Source organism: Microcoleus sp. B4-C2 (genome assembly GCF_036705265.1).
Lineage (GTDB): Bacteria > Cyanobacteriota > Cyanobacteriia > Cyanobacteriales > Microcoleaceae > Microcoleus.
Genome location: NZ_JAUBUB010000006.1, coordinates 121160 through 136175, shown reverse-complemented (window position 1 = coordinate 136175; position 15016 = coordinate 121160). Strand labels below are relative to the sequence as shown.

Annotated in this window: 12 protein-coding genes and 1 pseudogene; 8 read left to right on the top strand and 5 right to left on the bottom strand. The window is 45.9% G+C overall.

Annotation, left to right across the window (positions count from 1 at the left end; translation table 11 throughout):
- Positions 1 to 297: 297 nt before the first annotated feature.
- Positions 298 to 1338, top strand: a complete 1041-nt coding sequence (locus QUB20_RS04265; protein WP_333239032.1) for an adenylate/guanylate cyclase domain-containing protein — start codon at positions 298 to 300, stop codon at positions 1336 to 1338.
- 270 nt (positions 1339 to 1608) lie between these two features.
- Complete coding sequence (locus QUB20_RS04260; protein WP_333243519.1) at positions 1609 to 2955, top strand: pentapeptide repeat-containing protein; 1347 nt, start codon at positions 1609 to 1611, stop codon at positions 2953 to 2955.
- A gap of 100 nt (positions 2956 to 3055) precedes the next feature.
- On the opposite strand, the gene fabG is transcribed toward QUB20_RS04260, so the two are convergent.
- Positions 3056 to 3820, bottom strand: coding sequence for a 3-oxoacyl-[acyl-carrier-protein] reductase (fabG, locus tag QUB20_RS04255; RefSeq protein WP_172188962.1), 765 nt, complete (start codon positions 3818 to 3820; stop codon positions 3056 to 3058).
- Positions 3821 to 3893: 73 nt separating this feature from the next.
- On the opposite strand from fabG, the gene trxA reads away from it, so the two are divergent.
- Positions 3894 to 4211 carry a thioredoxin gene (gene trxA / locus QUB20_RS04250; RefSeq protein ID WP_333056552.1) on the top strand — a complete coding sequence of 106 codons (318 nt, stop codon included), beginning with the start codon at positions 3894 to 3896 and terminating at the stop codon, positions 4209 to 4211.
- Between the two features lie 159 nt (positions 4212 to 4370).
- On the top strand, positions 4371 to 4964 hold the full coding sequence (locus tag QUB20_RS04245; protein WP_333243516.1) for a hypothetical protein: 594 nt from the start codon (positions 4371 to 4373) through the stop codon (positions 4962 to 4964).
- 54 nt (positions 4965 to 5018) lie between these two features.
- Here the strand turns inward: QUB20_RS04245 and prmA are convergent, their stop codons facing one another.
- A complete protein-coding gene (gene prmA, locus QUB20_RS04240) occupies positions 5019 to 5909 on the bottom strand; it encodes a 50S ribosomal protein L11 methyltransferase (RefSeq protein WP_333243513.1) in 891 nt (296 codons plus the stop codon).
- 183 nt (positions 5910 to 6092) lie between these two features.
- Positions 6093 to 7676 carry a phosphoglycerate dehydrogenase gene (gene serA, locus QUB20_RS04235; RefSeq protein WP_333057864.1) on the bottom strand — a complete coding sequence of 528 codons (1584 nt, stop codon included), beginning with the start codon at positions 7674 to 7676 and terminating at the stop codon, positions 6093 to 6095.
- A gap of 288 nt (positions 7677 to 7964) precedes the next feature.
- On the opposite strand from serA, the gene QUB20_RS04230 reads away from it, so the two are divergent.
- Entirely contained in the window at positions 7965 to 8471 is a 507-nt protein-coding gene (locus QUB20_RS04230; RefSeq protein WP_333243511.1) for a hypothetical protein, read from the top strand.
- Between the two features lie 24 nt (positions 8472 to 8495).
- Here QUB20_RS04230 and QUB20_RS04225 read toward each other — a convergent pair whose 3' ends face one another.
- On the bottom strand, positions 8496 to 9635 hold the full coding sequence (locus tag QUB20_RS04225) for a transposase (protein WP_333243522.1): 1140 nt from the start codon (positions 9633 to 9635) through the stop codon (positions 8496 to 8498).
- Positions 9577 to 10194: an IS607 family transposase gene (locus QUB20_RS04220; RefSeq protein ID WP_333243507.1), complete on the bottom strand. Its 618-nt coding sequence runs from the start codon at positions 10192 to 10194 to the stop codon at positions 9577 to 9579. Before QUB20_RS04220 ends, QUB20_RS04225 begins: the two co-directional genes overlap by 59 nt.
- A gap of 141 nt (positions 10195 to 10335) precedes the next feature.
- Here QUB20_RS04220 and QUB20_RS04215 point away from each other — a divergent pair.
- The 3 genes and pseudogenes from QUB20_RS04215 to QUB20_RS04205 all read left to right on the top strand — a co-directional run.
- Positions 10336 to 10467 (top strand): annotated as a pseudogene (locus tag QUB20_RS04215) (Uma2 family endonuclease); the annotation flags it as partial.
- Between the two features lie 343 nt (positions 10468 to 10810).
- On the top strand, positions 10811 to 14089 hold the full coding sequence (locus QUB20_RS04210; protein ID WP_333243504.1) for a DEAD/DEAH box helicase: 3279 nt from the start codon (positions 10811 to 10813) through the stop codon (positions 14087 to 14089).
- A gap of 15 nt (positions 14090 to 14104) precedes the next feature.
- Positions 14105 to 14929 carry an SWIM zinc finger family protein gene (locus QUB20_RS04205; protein ID WP_333243501.1) on the top strand — a complete coding sequence of 275 codons (825 nt, stop codon included), beginning with the start codon at positions 14105 to 14107 and terminating at the stop codon, positions 14927 to 14929.
- Positions 14930 to 15016 lie beyond the last annotated feature (87 nt).

Below are 15016 nucleotides of genomic sequence, written 5' to 3'. Positions count from 1 at the left end.
TAGATTTTAGATTTTAGATTTTAGAGGCGACCCCACGGATAAATGCTCTTTCTTGAGGATTTTCGATTTTCGATTTTGGAGTGATTCCACGGATAAATCACGTGGCGGGTACCACCTTTGAAATTCGTGGTCAGTTGGGCGCTTGAGGTGAGGAAACGAGAAGCAAGTGCCGATCGCGACTTATAGTTAAGGTATCAGGGATACAGAAAAAATGCCCAGAAACCGGGTTTGCATACAGGTTCGCTGCAATAACAGATGTCCGCGAGATTCCTCGCTAATTAACTAGACGCGCCACATATGCCACAGATTCACTATCTGCCGGACGATCGCACGATCGAGATAGACGACGACGATATAATTCTCGAAGCTTCCCTGCGTGCCGACATTCCCCACACCCACATCTGCGGCGGTAGCGCCCGATGTTCGACTTGCCGGGTATTGATTGTCGAAGGTTTGGAATTTTGTTCTCCCCGCACTTCGCCGGAAGAGGAACTTGCCAAAAAATTGCGCCTAGAACCGGAAATTAGGCTAGCTTGTCAGACACAGGTTGCGGGCGGCAGGGTGATTTTGCGCCGACTGGCGATCGATTCTGAAGACTTGGAATCATTTAACGACGAAATGGCCGGAAAGTTGATTTCTACTCCTGTGGGTCAAGAGAAGAAAATTGCAATTTTGTTTGCCGATATTCGAGGGTTTACTGCGTTTGCAGAATCGCTGTTGCCCTACGATATAATTTATGTTTTAAATCGCTATTTCCAAAAAATGGGTTATGTTATAAACCGCAATGGCGGGATGATTAATAATTACATGGGAGATGGTTTTATGGCGCTGTTTGGGTTGGAAAATCCCGACAAGGCGGCGGAACAAGCGGTGAGGGCTGGGGTGGAGATGCTGGAGGAACTAGAGAAACTCAATCCCTATTTTGAGACTTTATACCGTCACCGGTTGCGGATTGGGATTGGCATTCACTGCGGGTGGGTGGTTGTGGGGAATTTGGGGGCGTCGAAGAGTCAGACAGTTACGGCGATCGGAGATGCGGTGAATTTGGCCAGCCGGATCGAGGCTGCTAATAAGCAAGTGGGAACAAGTTTACTAATTTCCGAGGAGACTTATCAGGAAGTGAAAGAATTGGCGATCGTCGATCGGTGCGTATCCGTGCCAATTCCGGGTAAAAGTGGCGAATATCCGCTGTATGAAGTAGTCGGGATGCCGCCGCTGCCCGCGGCAATCGAGGTGGTTTCCGAGGTTAAAAATATTTCTATATGGCAAAAATTTGTCAATAAGTTACTGGCTTTATATGCTGCTGCGGGCAATTGGCTTCGCAAAATTTGGAGTTAAATCAGAAAACTCTAGAGCAACTTTTTTTATTTTTGTTATTCCCTCGATAATATGAATATTCCTAAGTCAATTCTTCGCATTTTTCTATTCTCCCGAACGATCAAATCCTTTGATCACAACGAGATTTAGACCTGTGACTTGCTAACCTGCTAACGGCTGGGGCTGAAGGTTGCACTGGCAAGGTTGCTTGCGATAAATTCAAAATCGGTAAAAATAAGGTAGAAAATATGGTACATTATGATGTGTGTTTTTTAAGACTGCGAAAATCCGATGAAATCAAAGTTAATTGAGCTTTTTGGCCTTCTTCTTGTGGGATTGCTGGCTAGATCATCTGATGCACAATCTCAACCGAATCAGCAGAATATAGTTCTACTTGAAAATTTACCAGGTACTGAGTTATCTTGTGGGTCTAGAGTCCGTAATGCTTTCCCAGGAGGGCCCTGCAAAGCCGTCATCGAAGATAACAAGTTAATTTTTTATATTGAAGTCGGCAGTCACCAAGAAAAATTGGGTAACCAACGCGCTACCCAAGCGATCGTGATTCCACTCAAAAATATTTTTACCATTACGACGAAAATCTGGAGTAACACCAAGGTTTATGGGTACATCGGATTTATGACAGATGAGTCATTGCCATCTGGAAACCGAACCAACTTCCTTGATTTTGAAAAAAAGATCATCGACTACGAAATCCCCAGTCTAGAAGCTTTGACTCAGGCCCAGCAGCAATGGTTGAAAATGCTGAGAGCCAAACTGCTTCAACCCACCCAATTTGCAGCCAAGCTACGACCTGCTTTTGCCGATAAGCCATCGCAAAATTTATCTGAACTAACCAACCAGGTCTTATCAACCCGCATCTGCATTCGCTGCGATTTACGTGGAGCTAATCTAGAAGGCGCAGATCTCAAAAAGGCTAATTTAGAAGGGGCTAACTTAGCCGGGGCAACGTTAAAAGGGGCAAGATTAGAAAGTGCTAACTTGATTGGCGCAGTTCTAGATAATGCTGATCTCAGCAATACAAATTTAAAATTAATTCGACTTTCTCTGGCCTCCCTAAAGCAGGCAAAATTGACTAATTCAGCCTTAAACGGGTCGAATTTAGAATCAACCGATTTATCCTATGCCAATCTCGATCGAGCGTCTATGACCCCGGCAAATACATTTCCGGTGGTTCTAACCGGGGCGAATTTGAGCCATGCCAGCCTGATTAAAACCTCGCTCAACGGCGCAGTCATGACATTGGCAAATTTTCAGGATGCCAACCTCAAGCAGGCTAATTTCAATCCTGTCACAATTCAGGTCTTTAAACATAGCACTAGTTTGAGCCTTGCAAATTTTCAACGCGCCGATCTGACTGAGGCTCAATTACGATCGGCTTTTATTATAAATACCAATTTCCAAGATAGTAATCTCAGCCGTGCCAATTTAAGAGATGGAACTTTGTGGAATATTAACTTTCAAGGGGCAAATTTGACTGAGGCTATTATCGAGAAGACATCATTATTCCGCGTAAATTTGCGAAATGCCACAATGACAAAAACCCGTCTGAACAACGCTACATTTTGCCAAACAACGATGAGTGATGGTTCTGTTTCTAATGAAAGATGTAAGCGTTAATTTGGCAGGGTAATTACGCTGAAATGTGCGACCGCTCTTGACAATTAAACCGCAAATATCCGCGTTAATCCGCGTGCATCTGCGGTTAAAAAATCAAATTCTAAGCCATCACCATCCCCCCATCCACATTAAAAACCTGCCCAGTTATATAAGCAGCCGCCGCATCTGCCGCCAAAAACTTCACCATCCCCGCAACTTCCTCAACTTCCCCATATCTCCCCAGCGGAATATACTTCAAAATCTCATCAGACTTGACATCCTTAGTCATATCTGTAGTGATAAAACCCGGTGCAACTGCATTCACAGTAATCCCGCGACTCGCCAACTCTTTCGCCACAGTTTTAGTAAATCCAATTACCCCAGCCTTTGCCGCACTGTAATTAGCTTGTCCCGGATTGCCCATTTGTCCAGCAACCGAAGCAATATTAATAATTCGGCCGCTTCGCTGTTTCAGCATGATTTTACTGGCAGCTTTCGCACACAAAAACACGCCAGTTAAATTCAAATCAATTACCGCTTGCCAATCTTCCAACTTCATCCGCAGCAGCAAAGTATCGCGAGTAATGCCGGCATTGTTCACCAAAATGTCAATCCGTCCCCATTTTTCCATGACATTACTGGTGAGTAAATCTACTTGCTCAGTTTTCGAGACATCTGCTGCAAGTGCGACAGCTTCTCCTCCAGCAGCGACTATTTCTGCTACCACCTCATCAGCAGCCGCACTCGAACTCGCATAGTTGACGGCGACTTTAGCGCCCTCTGCCGCTAATGTTAAAGCAACGGCGCGGCCGATTCCCCGCGACGCACCGGTCACGACAGCAACTTGACCCCGCAATCTCTGAAAAGTCTCTGGTAATAATTCCATAATTGTATCCTCGCAATCTACCAGAGAATTTTGCACTAAAATCGAGCCAGAACCCAAAAAATTATTTTGTCTTATGGCAGTTCAAAAACAGTTCAGCAGTTTTGAGGAGTTACTATCGGGCTCTGACTTGCCCGTGTTGGTGGATTTTTACGCTACTTGGTGCGGGCCTTGTCAGATGATGGCACCGATTTTGGAACAAGTGAGTGGTCAGATGAAAGACAAGCTGATGGTTGTCAAAATTGACACGGATAAGTACGAACAGTTGGCGTCGCAGCATCACATTTATGCTTTGCCGACTTTGGTGTTGTTCAAAAATGGCGCTGAGGTCGATCGCATTGAGGGAGTGATGCAAGCGGCGCAGTTGATCGATCGAGTGCAACCTTTCTTGTAACCGGAGCCCATTATCTCACACGTAGGGTGCGTCAGCTAATAGACATCTCCCAAAAAGATATTCAAGAACAGGCAGGATGCCTGTTCCACAACAATTATGGGAGATGTCTAATATCTGATTCATTATGAATAAGATAATCCTAGTTGACGCACCCTACTGATGAAGACTCCCAGCCACGCTATTATCAATCTGGCAATTCTCGGCAAACCGCAACTGCCGCAAGCTAATCTCATTATTGCGATCGGCGGAATCTTACCCGACATCCCAATATTTTTATTTTACTTTTGGGCGAAATACATTGCTCGCTTGCCCGAAGCTACAATTTGGTCAAAAGCATATTATGAGCCTTTTGTGCAAGATATTGTGGCTCTGTTTCATTCTATACCTCTGGCGGTTATTGGTTTGCTAATTGCTTATTACTTTGGCTGGCAAAGCGTGCAAATTCTGTTTATTAGCATGATACTGCACTCTCTGGGAGATTTGCCTGTCCACAATGACGACGCTCACAGACACTTTTTTCCGTTCAGCAATTACCGTTTTATCAGTCCGTTTTCTTATTGGGATAGGAAGCACTACGGGTCAATTGTTTCTGTGGTTGAAATGTTGTTAGTGCTGCTGTCAACTTACCGCGCTTTTGGTTTTGTTAATTCTTATGTTGGTAAAGGATTGTTGATTTTGGTGAATGGTTTTTACTGGGCTGGCGCGGTTTATTTTCAGGTGCGACATTTATTTAAATTCACTTCCCAAAGATGAAACATGAATTTAAAATTACCAATTAGCAATTAGGAATTAGCAATTACCATATTGTTAACTGCGCCGAATATTAAAACAACACCAATCTTGGCGCTTCCACAGAGTAGCCACAATCCAGCCATGCTGTTCGAGAGTGTCAGCAATTGGCTTAGCTTGTTCGAGCAAAATGCCGCTAAGCACGGCCCAAGTAGTTGGTTTGCTAATTGCAGTGAACTGCGGGATTAAATCAATGATTACTTCTGCTAAAATGTTGCAAATCAAACCGTCGATCGGCTCATCGACCATTTCTTTCAAACGATCGATACTGCCGAGCTCTGCAACCAACTGCTGAGAATTAACGCGGTTGAGTAGTCTGTTGCTAATGGTCGATCGCACTGCCAAAGGATCTGTATCCAAAGCATAAACTTTTGTAGCGCCCAACAACACCGCACCGATCGACAAAATACCCGATCCGCAGCCGATATCAGCAACGATGCACTCTTTGTCATCAAAACCGAGACGCATTTCCAGCGACTCCAGACAAAGTTGAGTAGTAGCGTGAGCACCCGTACCGAAAGCCACACCCGGATCTAAACGCAAAATAACGCGATCGGTATCAGTCGGTGGGGGCAGCCAAGCGGGGTTAATTAAAAAGCGATCGCCCACTTCTTGAGGCTGCCAGTGTTCCTTCCAAGTGCTGCCCCAGTCTTCGTCTTCAATCAAATCCCACTGCATTGCAGGTAGGGGCAAACCTGCACACAGAGCATCTTGACGCAGCCACAGAGACAGAGCGGCCAAATCCAGCAATCCTGCCTGTTCTTCGGGCAAATAAGCCGACATCAGGCAGGAATTGCTTTTGAGCTCCGTAGCACTTCCCCGACAGTTAAACCGTTCCAGACGCCAAAAGATGATATCTTCCAGCGCCGGATCGCAAAGAATTCTAATTTCCCACCAGCTATGTGCCATACAATTTTAGATTTTAGATTTTAGATTTTAGATTGGCCCAGGGGAACTGGAGACTGGGAACTGGGGAGTGAGGAAGGAGGATTGGCTAATAGAAAAATTCCCGCTTTCAGGCCAATGACCAATGACCAATTACCCATTACCAATTATCAGCCCTTGCATCCAAAATCTAAACTCCAAAATCCGTCAAAGATTTACTGTGTAAGCATCCCGAATTCCCGGAACTTTTAGGATCTCAGCCAGTATCCCCTCTGGTAGAGGGTCATCAAGGCTCAAAACCATCACCGCATCGCCTCGCACGATTTTACGGCCTACTTGCATACTGGCAATATTGACATTAAAACTGCCCAATTGGGAACCAATTTTGCCAATAATCCCCGGCATATCGCGGTGCAGGGTAAACAGCATATGGTGAGTGGGGGAAACGTTGACCGGGAAATCGTCAACACTGGTAATCCGAATTTCGCTTTCGCCGAGCACTGCACCTGTCACGGTGTGTTCGCCGAGGGTTCCCTTGGCCGAGAGGTGCAGGGAGCCGGTGTAGTCGCGAATTGAGGCGTCTCTGGTTTCGACGACGCGAATTCCGCGTTCTTTGGCTTCAATGCTGGCGTTGACGTAGTTAACGCGCTCTCGCAGGGCTTGGGATAGCAGGCCTTTGAGGGCGGCCACGACTACGGGCTGGCTTTGGTTGCTGGCCAATTCGCCTTGCAGTTGAACGTTGAGGTAATCGACTCGGCCTCCGGCTAGCTGGCTGACGAGGTTGCCTAGGGTTTCGGCGAGTTGCAGGTAGGGTTTGAGTTTTTCGATCGAGTCTGGGTAAATTCCTGGTATGTTAACAGCTGATCGCGCGGGCAGCCCCAACAGTACATCGCGAATTTGTTCAGCCACGTCGATCGCCACATTCACCTGAGCTTCCGCTGTAGATGCTCCCAAGTGGGGCGTCAGCACGATGTTTTGGCCGACACTCCGCAGTGGGGAATCAGCTTCCAGCGGTTCGTGTTCGTAAACGTCCAAAGCTGCGCCGGCGATCTGACCTGATTTGATGGCTTCTGCGAGGGCTGCTTCGTCGATTATGCCGCCTCTGGCGCAGTTTATGATGCGGGCCGTCGGCTTCATTTTCGAGAGCACTTCAGCGTTAATTAAGTGCAGGGTTTCCGGCGTTTTGGGGATGTGCAGGGTGATGTAGTCGGATTCGCGCATCAGCAGTTCGAGTTCTACCAAGCGGCAGCCCAACTGATCGGCTCTTTCGGTGGAGATGAAGGGATCGTAGGCCAGCAGTTTCATGCCCATTGCTTTGGCTGCGGCGGCGAGGTGGGAGCCGATTTTGCCCAAACCGACGATGCCGAGGGTTTTTTTGTAAACTTCTACGCCCAGAAAGCGGTTGCGTTCCCATTTACCACCTTTGACGGATTCGTTAGCTTCCGGGATGTGGCGGGACATCGAGAGCATCATGGCGAGCGCGTGTTCGGCGGCGGCGATCGTGTTGCCTTCGGGGGAATTGACGACTACAATTCCTTTGCGGGTAGCGGCGGGTACATCGACATTATCTACGCCGACGCCGGCTCTGCCGATAATTTTAAGTGAATTCCCGGCTTCTATGATTTCTTTGGTAACTTGGGTGCCAGAACGGATCATCAAAGCGTCGTAATCTGGAATAATTTTTACCAGTTGTTCGGCTGAGAGTCCTGTGTTTACGTCAACTTGCGCGACTTGGGAGAGGATGTCAATTCCGGCTTGGTCGATCGGATCGGATACTAGAACTTTAGGCATAGCAAGCAATTGAGTGCAATAGTAAAAATAGACCGAGCGTTGGCGAGCTCAAAGTTGAGACTTACACTTAGAGCAGTATCTAACAGCTCAGCTCAAGCTTGCCTTTGTGCAGTTTGAATTGTATCTGTATTCGGTCAAGGTCGGCCGTTTTTTGCATGAAATATTTTAGCTTTGCGGGCGATCGGACTCTCTGACCGTCTGAAAATCCCCCAAGTGCTTAGCTAGTATGTTTTTTCGGTCTATAATAGACTTTGGCTATTCCAGCCTAACTATCAGGAATTATTGTCAATGAATTATCTTATCGCCGTACTGCCCGATCGAATGCAAGCCGAAGCTGCCTACTGTGCTCTGGAAAAAGAAGGCTTGCCTATGAAGCAAGTGAGTATTTTGGGCCGCGGCTACAAAACTGCTGATGAATTTGGCTTGATCGACCCGAACCAGCAAGCGAAGAAACAAGCTAAACTCATGGCTATTTGGCTGATTCCCTTTGGCTTTATTGCTGGGGTTACTTTCAGCTTGATTACTCAGTTGAAGACTTTTGCCTGGGCGGGGGAAATTGGCGATCACGCGATCGGTGGTGTACTCGGTGCGATCGCCGCTGCAATGGGCAGTGTGTTTGTTGGAGGCGCGGGCGGTATGGCTTTTGGTAGCGGCGATGCTTTGCCCTACCGCAACCGTTTGAATGCGGGTAAATTTTTGATTGCGGTTAAGGGTACTGATGATTTGACTGGGAAAGCTGCGAAGATTTTGCAGCAGTTTGAACCGGAAAATATCCAAGGTTATACAGAGACTTAGTTATTTGTTTGTTAACAGATACATTTAACCCGGCAATTCCCGGAAGTCCGGGATTGCTGAGTATGGTAGGACTTGGAAATCAGCAAGAATTCCAGTCAAAGAGGTATCTCTCAAAGCTTTTAACAAAATATTAAAAGCGCCATTGGCGTCCCGATCTAGTTTGTGACCGCAGGAGGGGCAAGCAAAATGCTTGCTACCTCCTAATTTTGTATGAATGTGACCGCATTTTGAACAGGTCTTAGATGTGTACTCTTCTGTTACGTCTACTACAACACAGCCGTGTTTAGCTGCTTGATGCTTCAACGTTTTTTTGAACTTGTAATGCGAGAGTGTAACCATCGCTCTCGCTGTTTTGGTGGCAAGGCGACGCTTACCTTTCTTTACCATTTGCTGTGTCTCGAAAGTGGGAAGAAAGATTGCCTGATACTTGTCGCACAAGTATTTTGCCGTTTTTTTGTGGAGTTCAGAAACTAAATTTTTGATTTTGATTCTGATCTTAGATGCAGCTTTTCTCAATCGATACCGAAGTCGCTTAAAACTCCTACCCTTATTTTGACCGATTCGACTCATCAATTTATCTAAATGGCTGGCAAGGCGGTAAATGCGGCCAATATCGTATTTGCCTATTTCTAAAACTTCTTGTCCGTCAAACCCAGTCATGAAAGTTCTCACTCCAGGGTCAAGCGCTACAGCTAACTTTGAGTCGGTAGCGACAGGCTTAGTTTCATCAACCGCATAACTGATGAACCACTGACCGTTAATGAGACTGAGGCTCGGTTCATGCTGCATAACTTCCAGTATTGGTTCTGCCGACTTAAAACTTAAACTTTTGGTTGCTTGGGGATAGAATATACAGGATTTCCAGTTATCGACTTGGAACCTAATCGTTTGAGAAGTATCGCGACACGTTCTAAATTTGGCTAAGCCTCCCGACTTCTTTGCGGCTTTATAAGCTTCAAACGCTTGAAAAATTGCTAACTGCCTGGGATTGTAAGGTTGTTGTTTTACCCAGTCCGGTGCGCCATCCATAATCTGCTTTCGCAGATCGTATTTACCGATTCTTTGGGTTTTTAGAATAGCAATCGCTTGGTTGTAGCACCACCGACTAGCAGCTATCCAAGTTCTCCAAGTTGCTGCTAATTTCGTTTCCGGGTAAACTCGGATCTTCTTTGATAGTAGATTTGTATTTTCCGAGTCCGTAGAGCCGACAACTGAATACGTGGATGATGGCAAGGATATCTTCAACCATTTCTCTTTCTGGAGATAACTCTGTTCGACCGAGAACCACGAGTTTGCAATCGTTTTGCTCGCATACCCATCTGATGAGGTCACAACCAAACCTTGCGAGTCGGTCTTGGTGGCAGACCACAATTTGGCTGACAGTTCCTGACATGACTTGTCCCAAAAGGGCAAGAAGACTTTTTCTTTTAAAATTGAGTCCTCCGCCGATATCTTTGAAGACTTGGCCTTGCGGGTAGATTCCTTGGAGGTAGCTAATTTGTCGGTTGAGGTCTTCTTTTTGTTTGGCGCTGCTAACTCGACAGTAGAGGGCGGTAATTCTTGGTTCGAGTCCGTCACTGAACACTGAGTCAATGTCGTAACGCCGCTGGTTAGTAGGAGTTCTAATTGTCTTGATTTTTCCCGCTTCGTCCCAGTTTCTAAGGGTTTTTTCGGAAACCGAGAGGAGTTTGCAGGCTTCTCTGGGGGTGACATAGCGAGTCATGCTGTTTGTTTTTTGCTTGCATCTCCTATGTTATCCTGTTTTACAAGGTTATTCCGGGAATTTACTAGAAATAATTTACTTTGTCGCAGCAGTTGACTGTTGACTGTTGACATTCAACTCGTGTAATATTTGGAGGCAGTTATGGAATCACAAACTATCCCCCTAGATTCTCCCCTAGAATTAACGATCGAATTAACAGACGAGCAGTTTTTTCAGTTGTGTATTGACAACCGGGATTTGAGATTTGAGCGCACTGCTAGTGGAGGATTGATTAGACCTCTTGCAAAAATAGCTGGGACGGACTCTCCGGCCCATCCCACAAAAAGTTTTTTCTCTTGTGGGATGGGCCGGAGAACCCGTCCGAAAATTTGCTTAAAAGGACTTTTGCAAAAAGTCTATTATTAGAGACTGTTGGCGAATCAATAAAGGGCTTCACCCCTCACCCCTAAAAATAGTGGTTCTAGACTAAATGTCAAATTGACCATATAGCCATTAACTACCAATAGTGAACGGAAATACTGTCTCCTAGAGGTGATGGGTAACACCACCAGCGAATTCGCCAACAGTCTCTTTTAACCGCCGTCTTATCTTTTCCCGCTAATTGATGGTATAACCTATGAAAATCCTCCACGGGACTTGGATTCCTCAAACAGAAGAGAGTTTTGTTCAAGGTGGAACTTTTTGTCTTTGGGTTGAAACCACTGAAAAGAAAAAACAGCCTGCTAAGGTTCATCCCCGACAATTGAAGACGGCACAGTTAAGAGAGTTTCTAACGAAAGAAGCCGGGATTCAACTGTCAGCAATCAGCAATACAAGTGCGATGGGGCGAGAATACGCGATCGTCCCTCGGTATTTTTTACTGCCCACTGCCGATAACCAGCCGTTACCATCTTTAGAGTTAGCGCGATATTTAGAGACAGAGTTACCCGAAACATTTGAGTTGGAGTATTGGGAAGTTGATTGTGTGTGCATCGCCACCCACACTTTGACTAAAGTATTGAACGATCTGCATTTTTTTGCTCTCTACGATTTAGCAGAAGTTCAGTTTGGTTCAGACTTGCTATTTTGGTATCACTACACCCAAAATTTTAAGCAAATTGTTCTGAAAGATCATTATATTCCGGCGTTGCGCTATCGAGAAACTGCTCCGATCGCGATCGCACCCATCGAAACATCCGAACCCGCTGAGAAAGCCACGCGCGGGCGTAAGAAAGCGGGCGAGACAAAAACCAAAACAACTGCAAAAACTCCAAAAACACCTGCCAAAATTGCACCCAGCTTTGAGATTTATCCGGGATGGGAAATTGTTTCAACACAGTACGAAACTGATTTACAACGCTATGTTGAATGGATGCCTTTAGTTTGTGTGTCCGGTTTTCGGAAGATCCAGCTACAAGATACACCAAAGTTCTACGATCGCGAACGGTTGCTGCGGCATTTTTCCGAGTGTGCGATCGCGGAAATTGTCACTCAAACCCCCATCCCAGCATCGTTTGAAAATAAGATTGCGGATTCTTTACTCCAAATCTGCCTCAACCAAACACGAAAAATCGCGCGAGTAAGCCTTGAACAATACCGGCAATGGCAAACCTGGCGCGATCGCATTACGCGCAATCAATCTGCTGACTCATTTTCCCTCTGCTTTCAACTACAATCCCCCGAAAACCCCGAACAGCCTTGGGTTTTAGAGTTTCAGGTGGCTGCGAAAAAAGACCCATCTCTGCGGATGCCGTTGCAGGATTATTGGCGATCGCGATCGACTCAACAAAAACAGTTGCAAACACAATTCGGAGACAACTTTGAGCAACATTTGCTGACAAATCTCGGCTACGCTGCCCGCATTTATCCCCAACTTTGGCAAGGGCTAGAAACCGACAAACCTGTTAACATTACCCTCAGCTTAGATGATGCTTTCACCTTTCTCAGCGAGTCCGCTTGGGTATTAGAAGATGCCGGATACAAAGTGATTGTCCCCGCTTGGTGGACACCGAAGGGACGACAACGGGCGAAGATTCGCCTGCAAGTCAAAGGGAAGGGCAGCAAGAGCGCTGCAATCAAGGGCAAAGGATTGTTTTCGGCGGATTCCTTGGTGGAATATCAATATGAATTGGCGATCGGGGGTGAACGGGTTAGCGAACAAGAATGGCAGGCGTTAGTAAATAGCAAAACACCGCTGGTACAGTTCCGAGGACAATGGATGGAACTGGACAAAGACAAGATGCAGGAGATGCTAAATTTTTGGCAAAAACATCGCGAAGAAAACCCCGATTTAAGCCTGATTGACTTTATGAAGTTGACGGCAGAAGGAGAAGCGAGCGAACAGTTGGAGGTTGAGCGCGATGTGGCGTTATCGGATATGTTGGAGAAGCTGAACGATAAGAGTCGGTTAGAGTTAATTGCAGATCCAGCAAAGTTTCAAGGTAAGTTACGGGATTACCAAAAGCGCGGCGTTTCTTGGTTGAGTTATTTGGAAAGTTTGGGATTAAACGGCTGTCTTGCCGATGATATGGGTTTGGGTAAATCGGCGCAGGTAATTGCTCGATTATTGCAAGAGCGGGAAGTTTTATCTACTACAAAAGAGACAGAAAAAGCGATCGCACCTTCGGTTCTACCCACGCTGCTAATTGCACCCACATCCGTAGTTGGTAACTGGCAAAAGGAAATGGAAAAATTTGCTCCAGAATTGCGATCGCTGATTCACCACGGCCCTCAACGTTTGCAAGATGCCAAAGCATTTAAAGCCGCCGTCCAAGGTTGCGATATGTTGATTACTTCCTTTACCTTGGTGCGAAAAGATGAGAAGCTGTTGAGCAGCGTAGCGTGGCATCGCGTGGTAATTGATGAAGCCCAGAATATTAAAAATCCGAAAGCGGCGCAAACCAAGGCGATTTTAAAGTTACCCGCTACCCATCGACTAGCATTGACGGGAACACCCGTGGAAAATCGATTGTTGGATTTATGGTCAATTTTTAATTTCCTCAATCCCGGATATTTGGGAAAAGAGGCACAGTTTCGGAAAATGTTTGAATTACCGATTCAAAAACATGGGAGTCGCACACAATCAGCCGCGCTCAAAAAATTAGTGGAACCTTTTATCCTGCGCCGTCTGAAAACCGATAAGTCAATTATTCAGGATCTCCCCGACAAAGTTGAGCAAAAACTCTACTGCAATCTCACCCGCGAGCAAGCTTCGCTTTATGAAGCAATCGTCAAAGAGGTAGAACAAGAAATTGACGAGACGGAAGGGATGAAGCGCAAGGGGATGATTTTGGCGACACTGCTGAAGCTGAAGCAAATTTGTAACCATCCGCGCCAGTTTTTGCAAGATGAAAGTGAGTTTACACCAGAGCGATCGCACAAACTGGAACGGCTGATCGAGATGATTGAGGAAGTCAAAGCAGAAGGCGAAAGTTTATTGGTATTTACGCAGTTTACAGAACTGGGAAGCGCGTTGGAAAAATATATTAAACAAACGCTACATTACAACACTTACTACATCCACGGGGGAACCAGTCGCGAAAAACGGGAACGGATGATTTCAGAGTTTCAAGATCCAGAGTCTGAACCTTCGGTATTTATTCTGTCACTGAAGGCGGGCGGTGTGGGAATTACGCTGACAAAAGCCAATCACGTGTTCCATTTCGATCGCTGGTGGAATCCGGCTGTGGAAGATCAGGCGACGGATCGGGCGTTTCGGATCGGACAGCAAAAAAATGTGTTTGTGCATAAGTTTGTGGCGATTGGCACTTTGGAAGAAAAGATTGACCAAATGATTGAAGACAAAAAGAAATTGGCAGGGTCAATTATTGGTGCTGATGAATCGTGGTTAACTGAGTTGGATAATGAGGCATTTAAAAAGTTAATTAGGCTCAATAAAAATGCTGTTTTAGATTAGGAGAAAATAAAAAATATGTCACAATTTACTCGGACTTGGTGGGGCAATAAATTTATCGAGGGGCTGGAAAGATTTACAGATTCTGGACGACTCGGAAGGGGACGTTCCTATGCACGGAATGACAAGGTAAAAAGCTTTAAGATTAATGATGGCTTAGTGGTGGCAGAAGTAAGAGGCTCGGTTAATCCTTATTTTGGGGTTTATAAGGAGCCTCTGTACAAAACTAAAATTGAGTTTCAGGCGATTAGTCAGGAAAAGTGGAAAGTGGCGATCGCCCAAATGGCATCAAAAGCCAGCTTCATTTCCCGGCTGTTAATAAACGAAATGCCTGACAACATTGAAAATGCTTTCTCACCCCTCGGATTGCACCTTTTACCCAGCAACCGTGAGGACTTTAAAACCACTTGCTCTTGCCCAGACTATAGCAATCCCTGCAAACATATTGCCGGAGTTTATTATTTGGTGGCGGCCGAATTGGACAAAGATCCATTTTTACTGTTTGAATTACGGGGGCTTTCTAAGGAAGTGCTGCACCGCGAATTAGCAAAAACGCCTTTGGGAATGGCGCTTTCTGCCGAGTTAACAGCGGATGCAGCGGCCCCTGTGGCGGTGGATTCCTATTACACGCAGGCGATCGCCAGTGAGGCGCAAACGGTCAGCCTGAAAGAGTTTTGGCATGGTGCGAAGCGATTACCGCAGACGATTGAGGTGGCAGGGCAAAGTGGGGTAAGTGCGATCGTGGTTAAGAAACAGGGAGATTTTCCACAGTTTTGGCACAAGGATGGTTCGTTTATTCAGGCGATGGAAGAACTGTATTTGCGGGTGAAGAAGAATAAGTAGTTGGGTGGACAATTTTGCTGCCATACTCGATCGATCTCTTGCAAAAACTTTAACTTGAAGACTTCATAGATTTGGTACAATAATCGT

Excerpts from the sequence above, each read along its gene's own strand:
- QUB20_RS04265 (WP_333239032.1), top strand. The coding sequence starts at position 298 with ATGCCACAGATTCACTATCTGCCGGACGATCGCACGATCGAGATAGAC.
- QUB20_RS04260 (WP_333243519.1), top strand. The coding sequence starts at position 1,609 with ATGAAATCAAAGTTAATTGAGCTTTTTGGCCTTCTTCTTGTGGGATTG.
- fabG (WP_172188962.1), bottom strand. The coding sequence starts at position 3,820 with ATGGAATTATTACCAGAGACTTTTCAGAGATTGCGGGGTCAAGTTGCT.
- trxA (WP_333056552.1), top strand. The coding sequence starts at position 3,894 with ATGGCAGTTCAAAAACAGTTCAGCAGTTTTGAGGAGTTACTATCGGGC.
- QUB20_RS04245 (WP_333243516.1), top strand. The coding sequence starts at position 4,371 with ATGAAGACTCCCAGCCACGCTATTATCAATCTGGCAATTCTCGGCAAA.
- prmA (WP_333243513.1), bottom strand. The coding sequence starts at position 5,909 with ATGGCACATAGCTGGTGGGAAATTAGAATTCTTTGCGATCCGGCGCTG.
- serA (WP_333057864.1), bottom strand. The coding sequence starts at position 7,676 with ATGCCTAAAGTTCTAGTATCCGATCCGATCGACCAAGCCGGAATTGAC.
- QUB20_RS04230 (WP_333243511.1), top strand. The coding sequence starts at position 7,965 with ATGAATTATCTTATCGCCGTACTGCCCGATCGAATGCAAGCCGAAGCT.
- QUB20_RS04220 (WP_333243507.1), bottom strand. The coding sequence starts at position 10,194 with ATGACTCGCTATGTCACCCCCAGAGAAGCCTGCAAACTCCTCTCGGTT.
- QUB20_RS04210 (WP_333243504.1), top strand. The coding sequence starts at position 10,811 with ATGAAAATCCTCCACGGGACTTGGATTCCTCAAACAGAAGAGAGTTTT.
- QUB20_RS04205 (WP_333243501.1), top strand. The coding sequence starts at position 14,105 with ATGTCACAATTTACTCGGACTTGGTGGGGCAATAAATTTATCGAGGGG.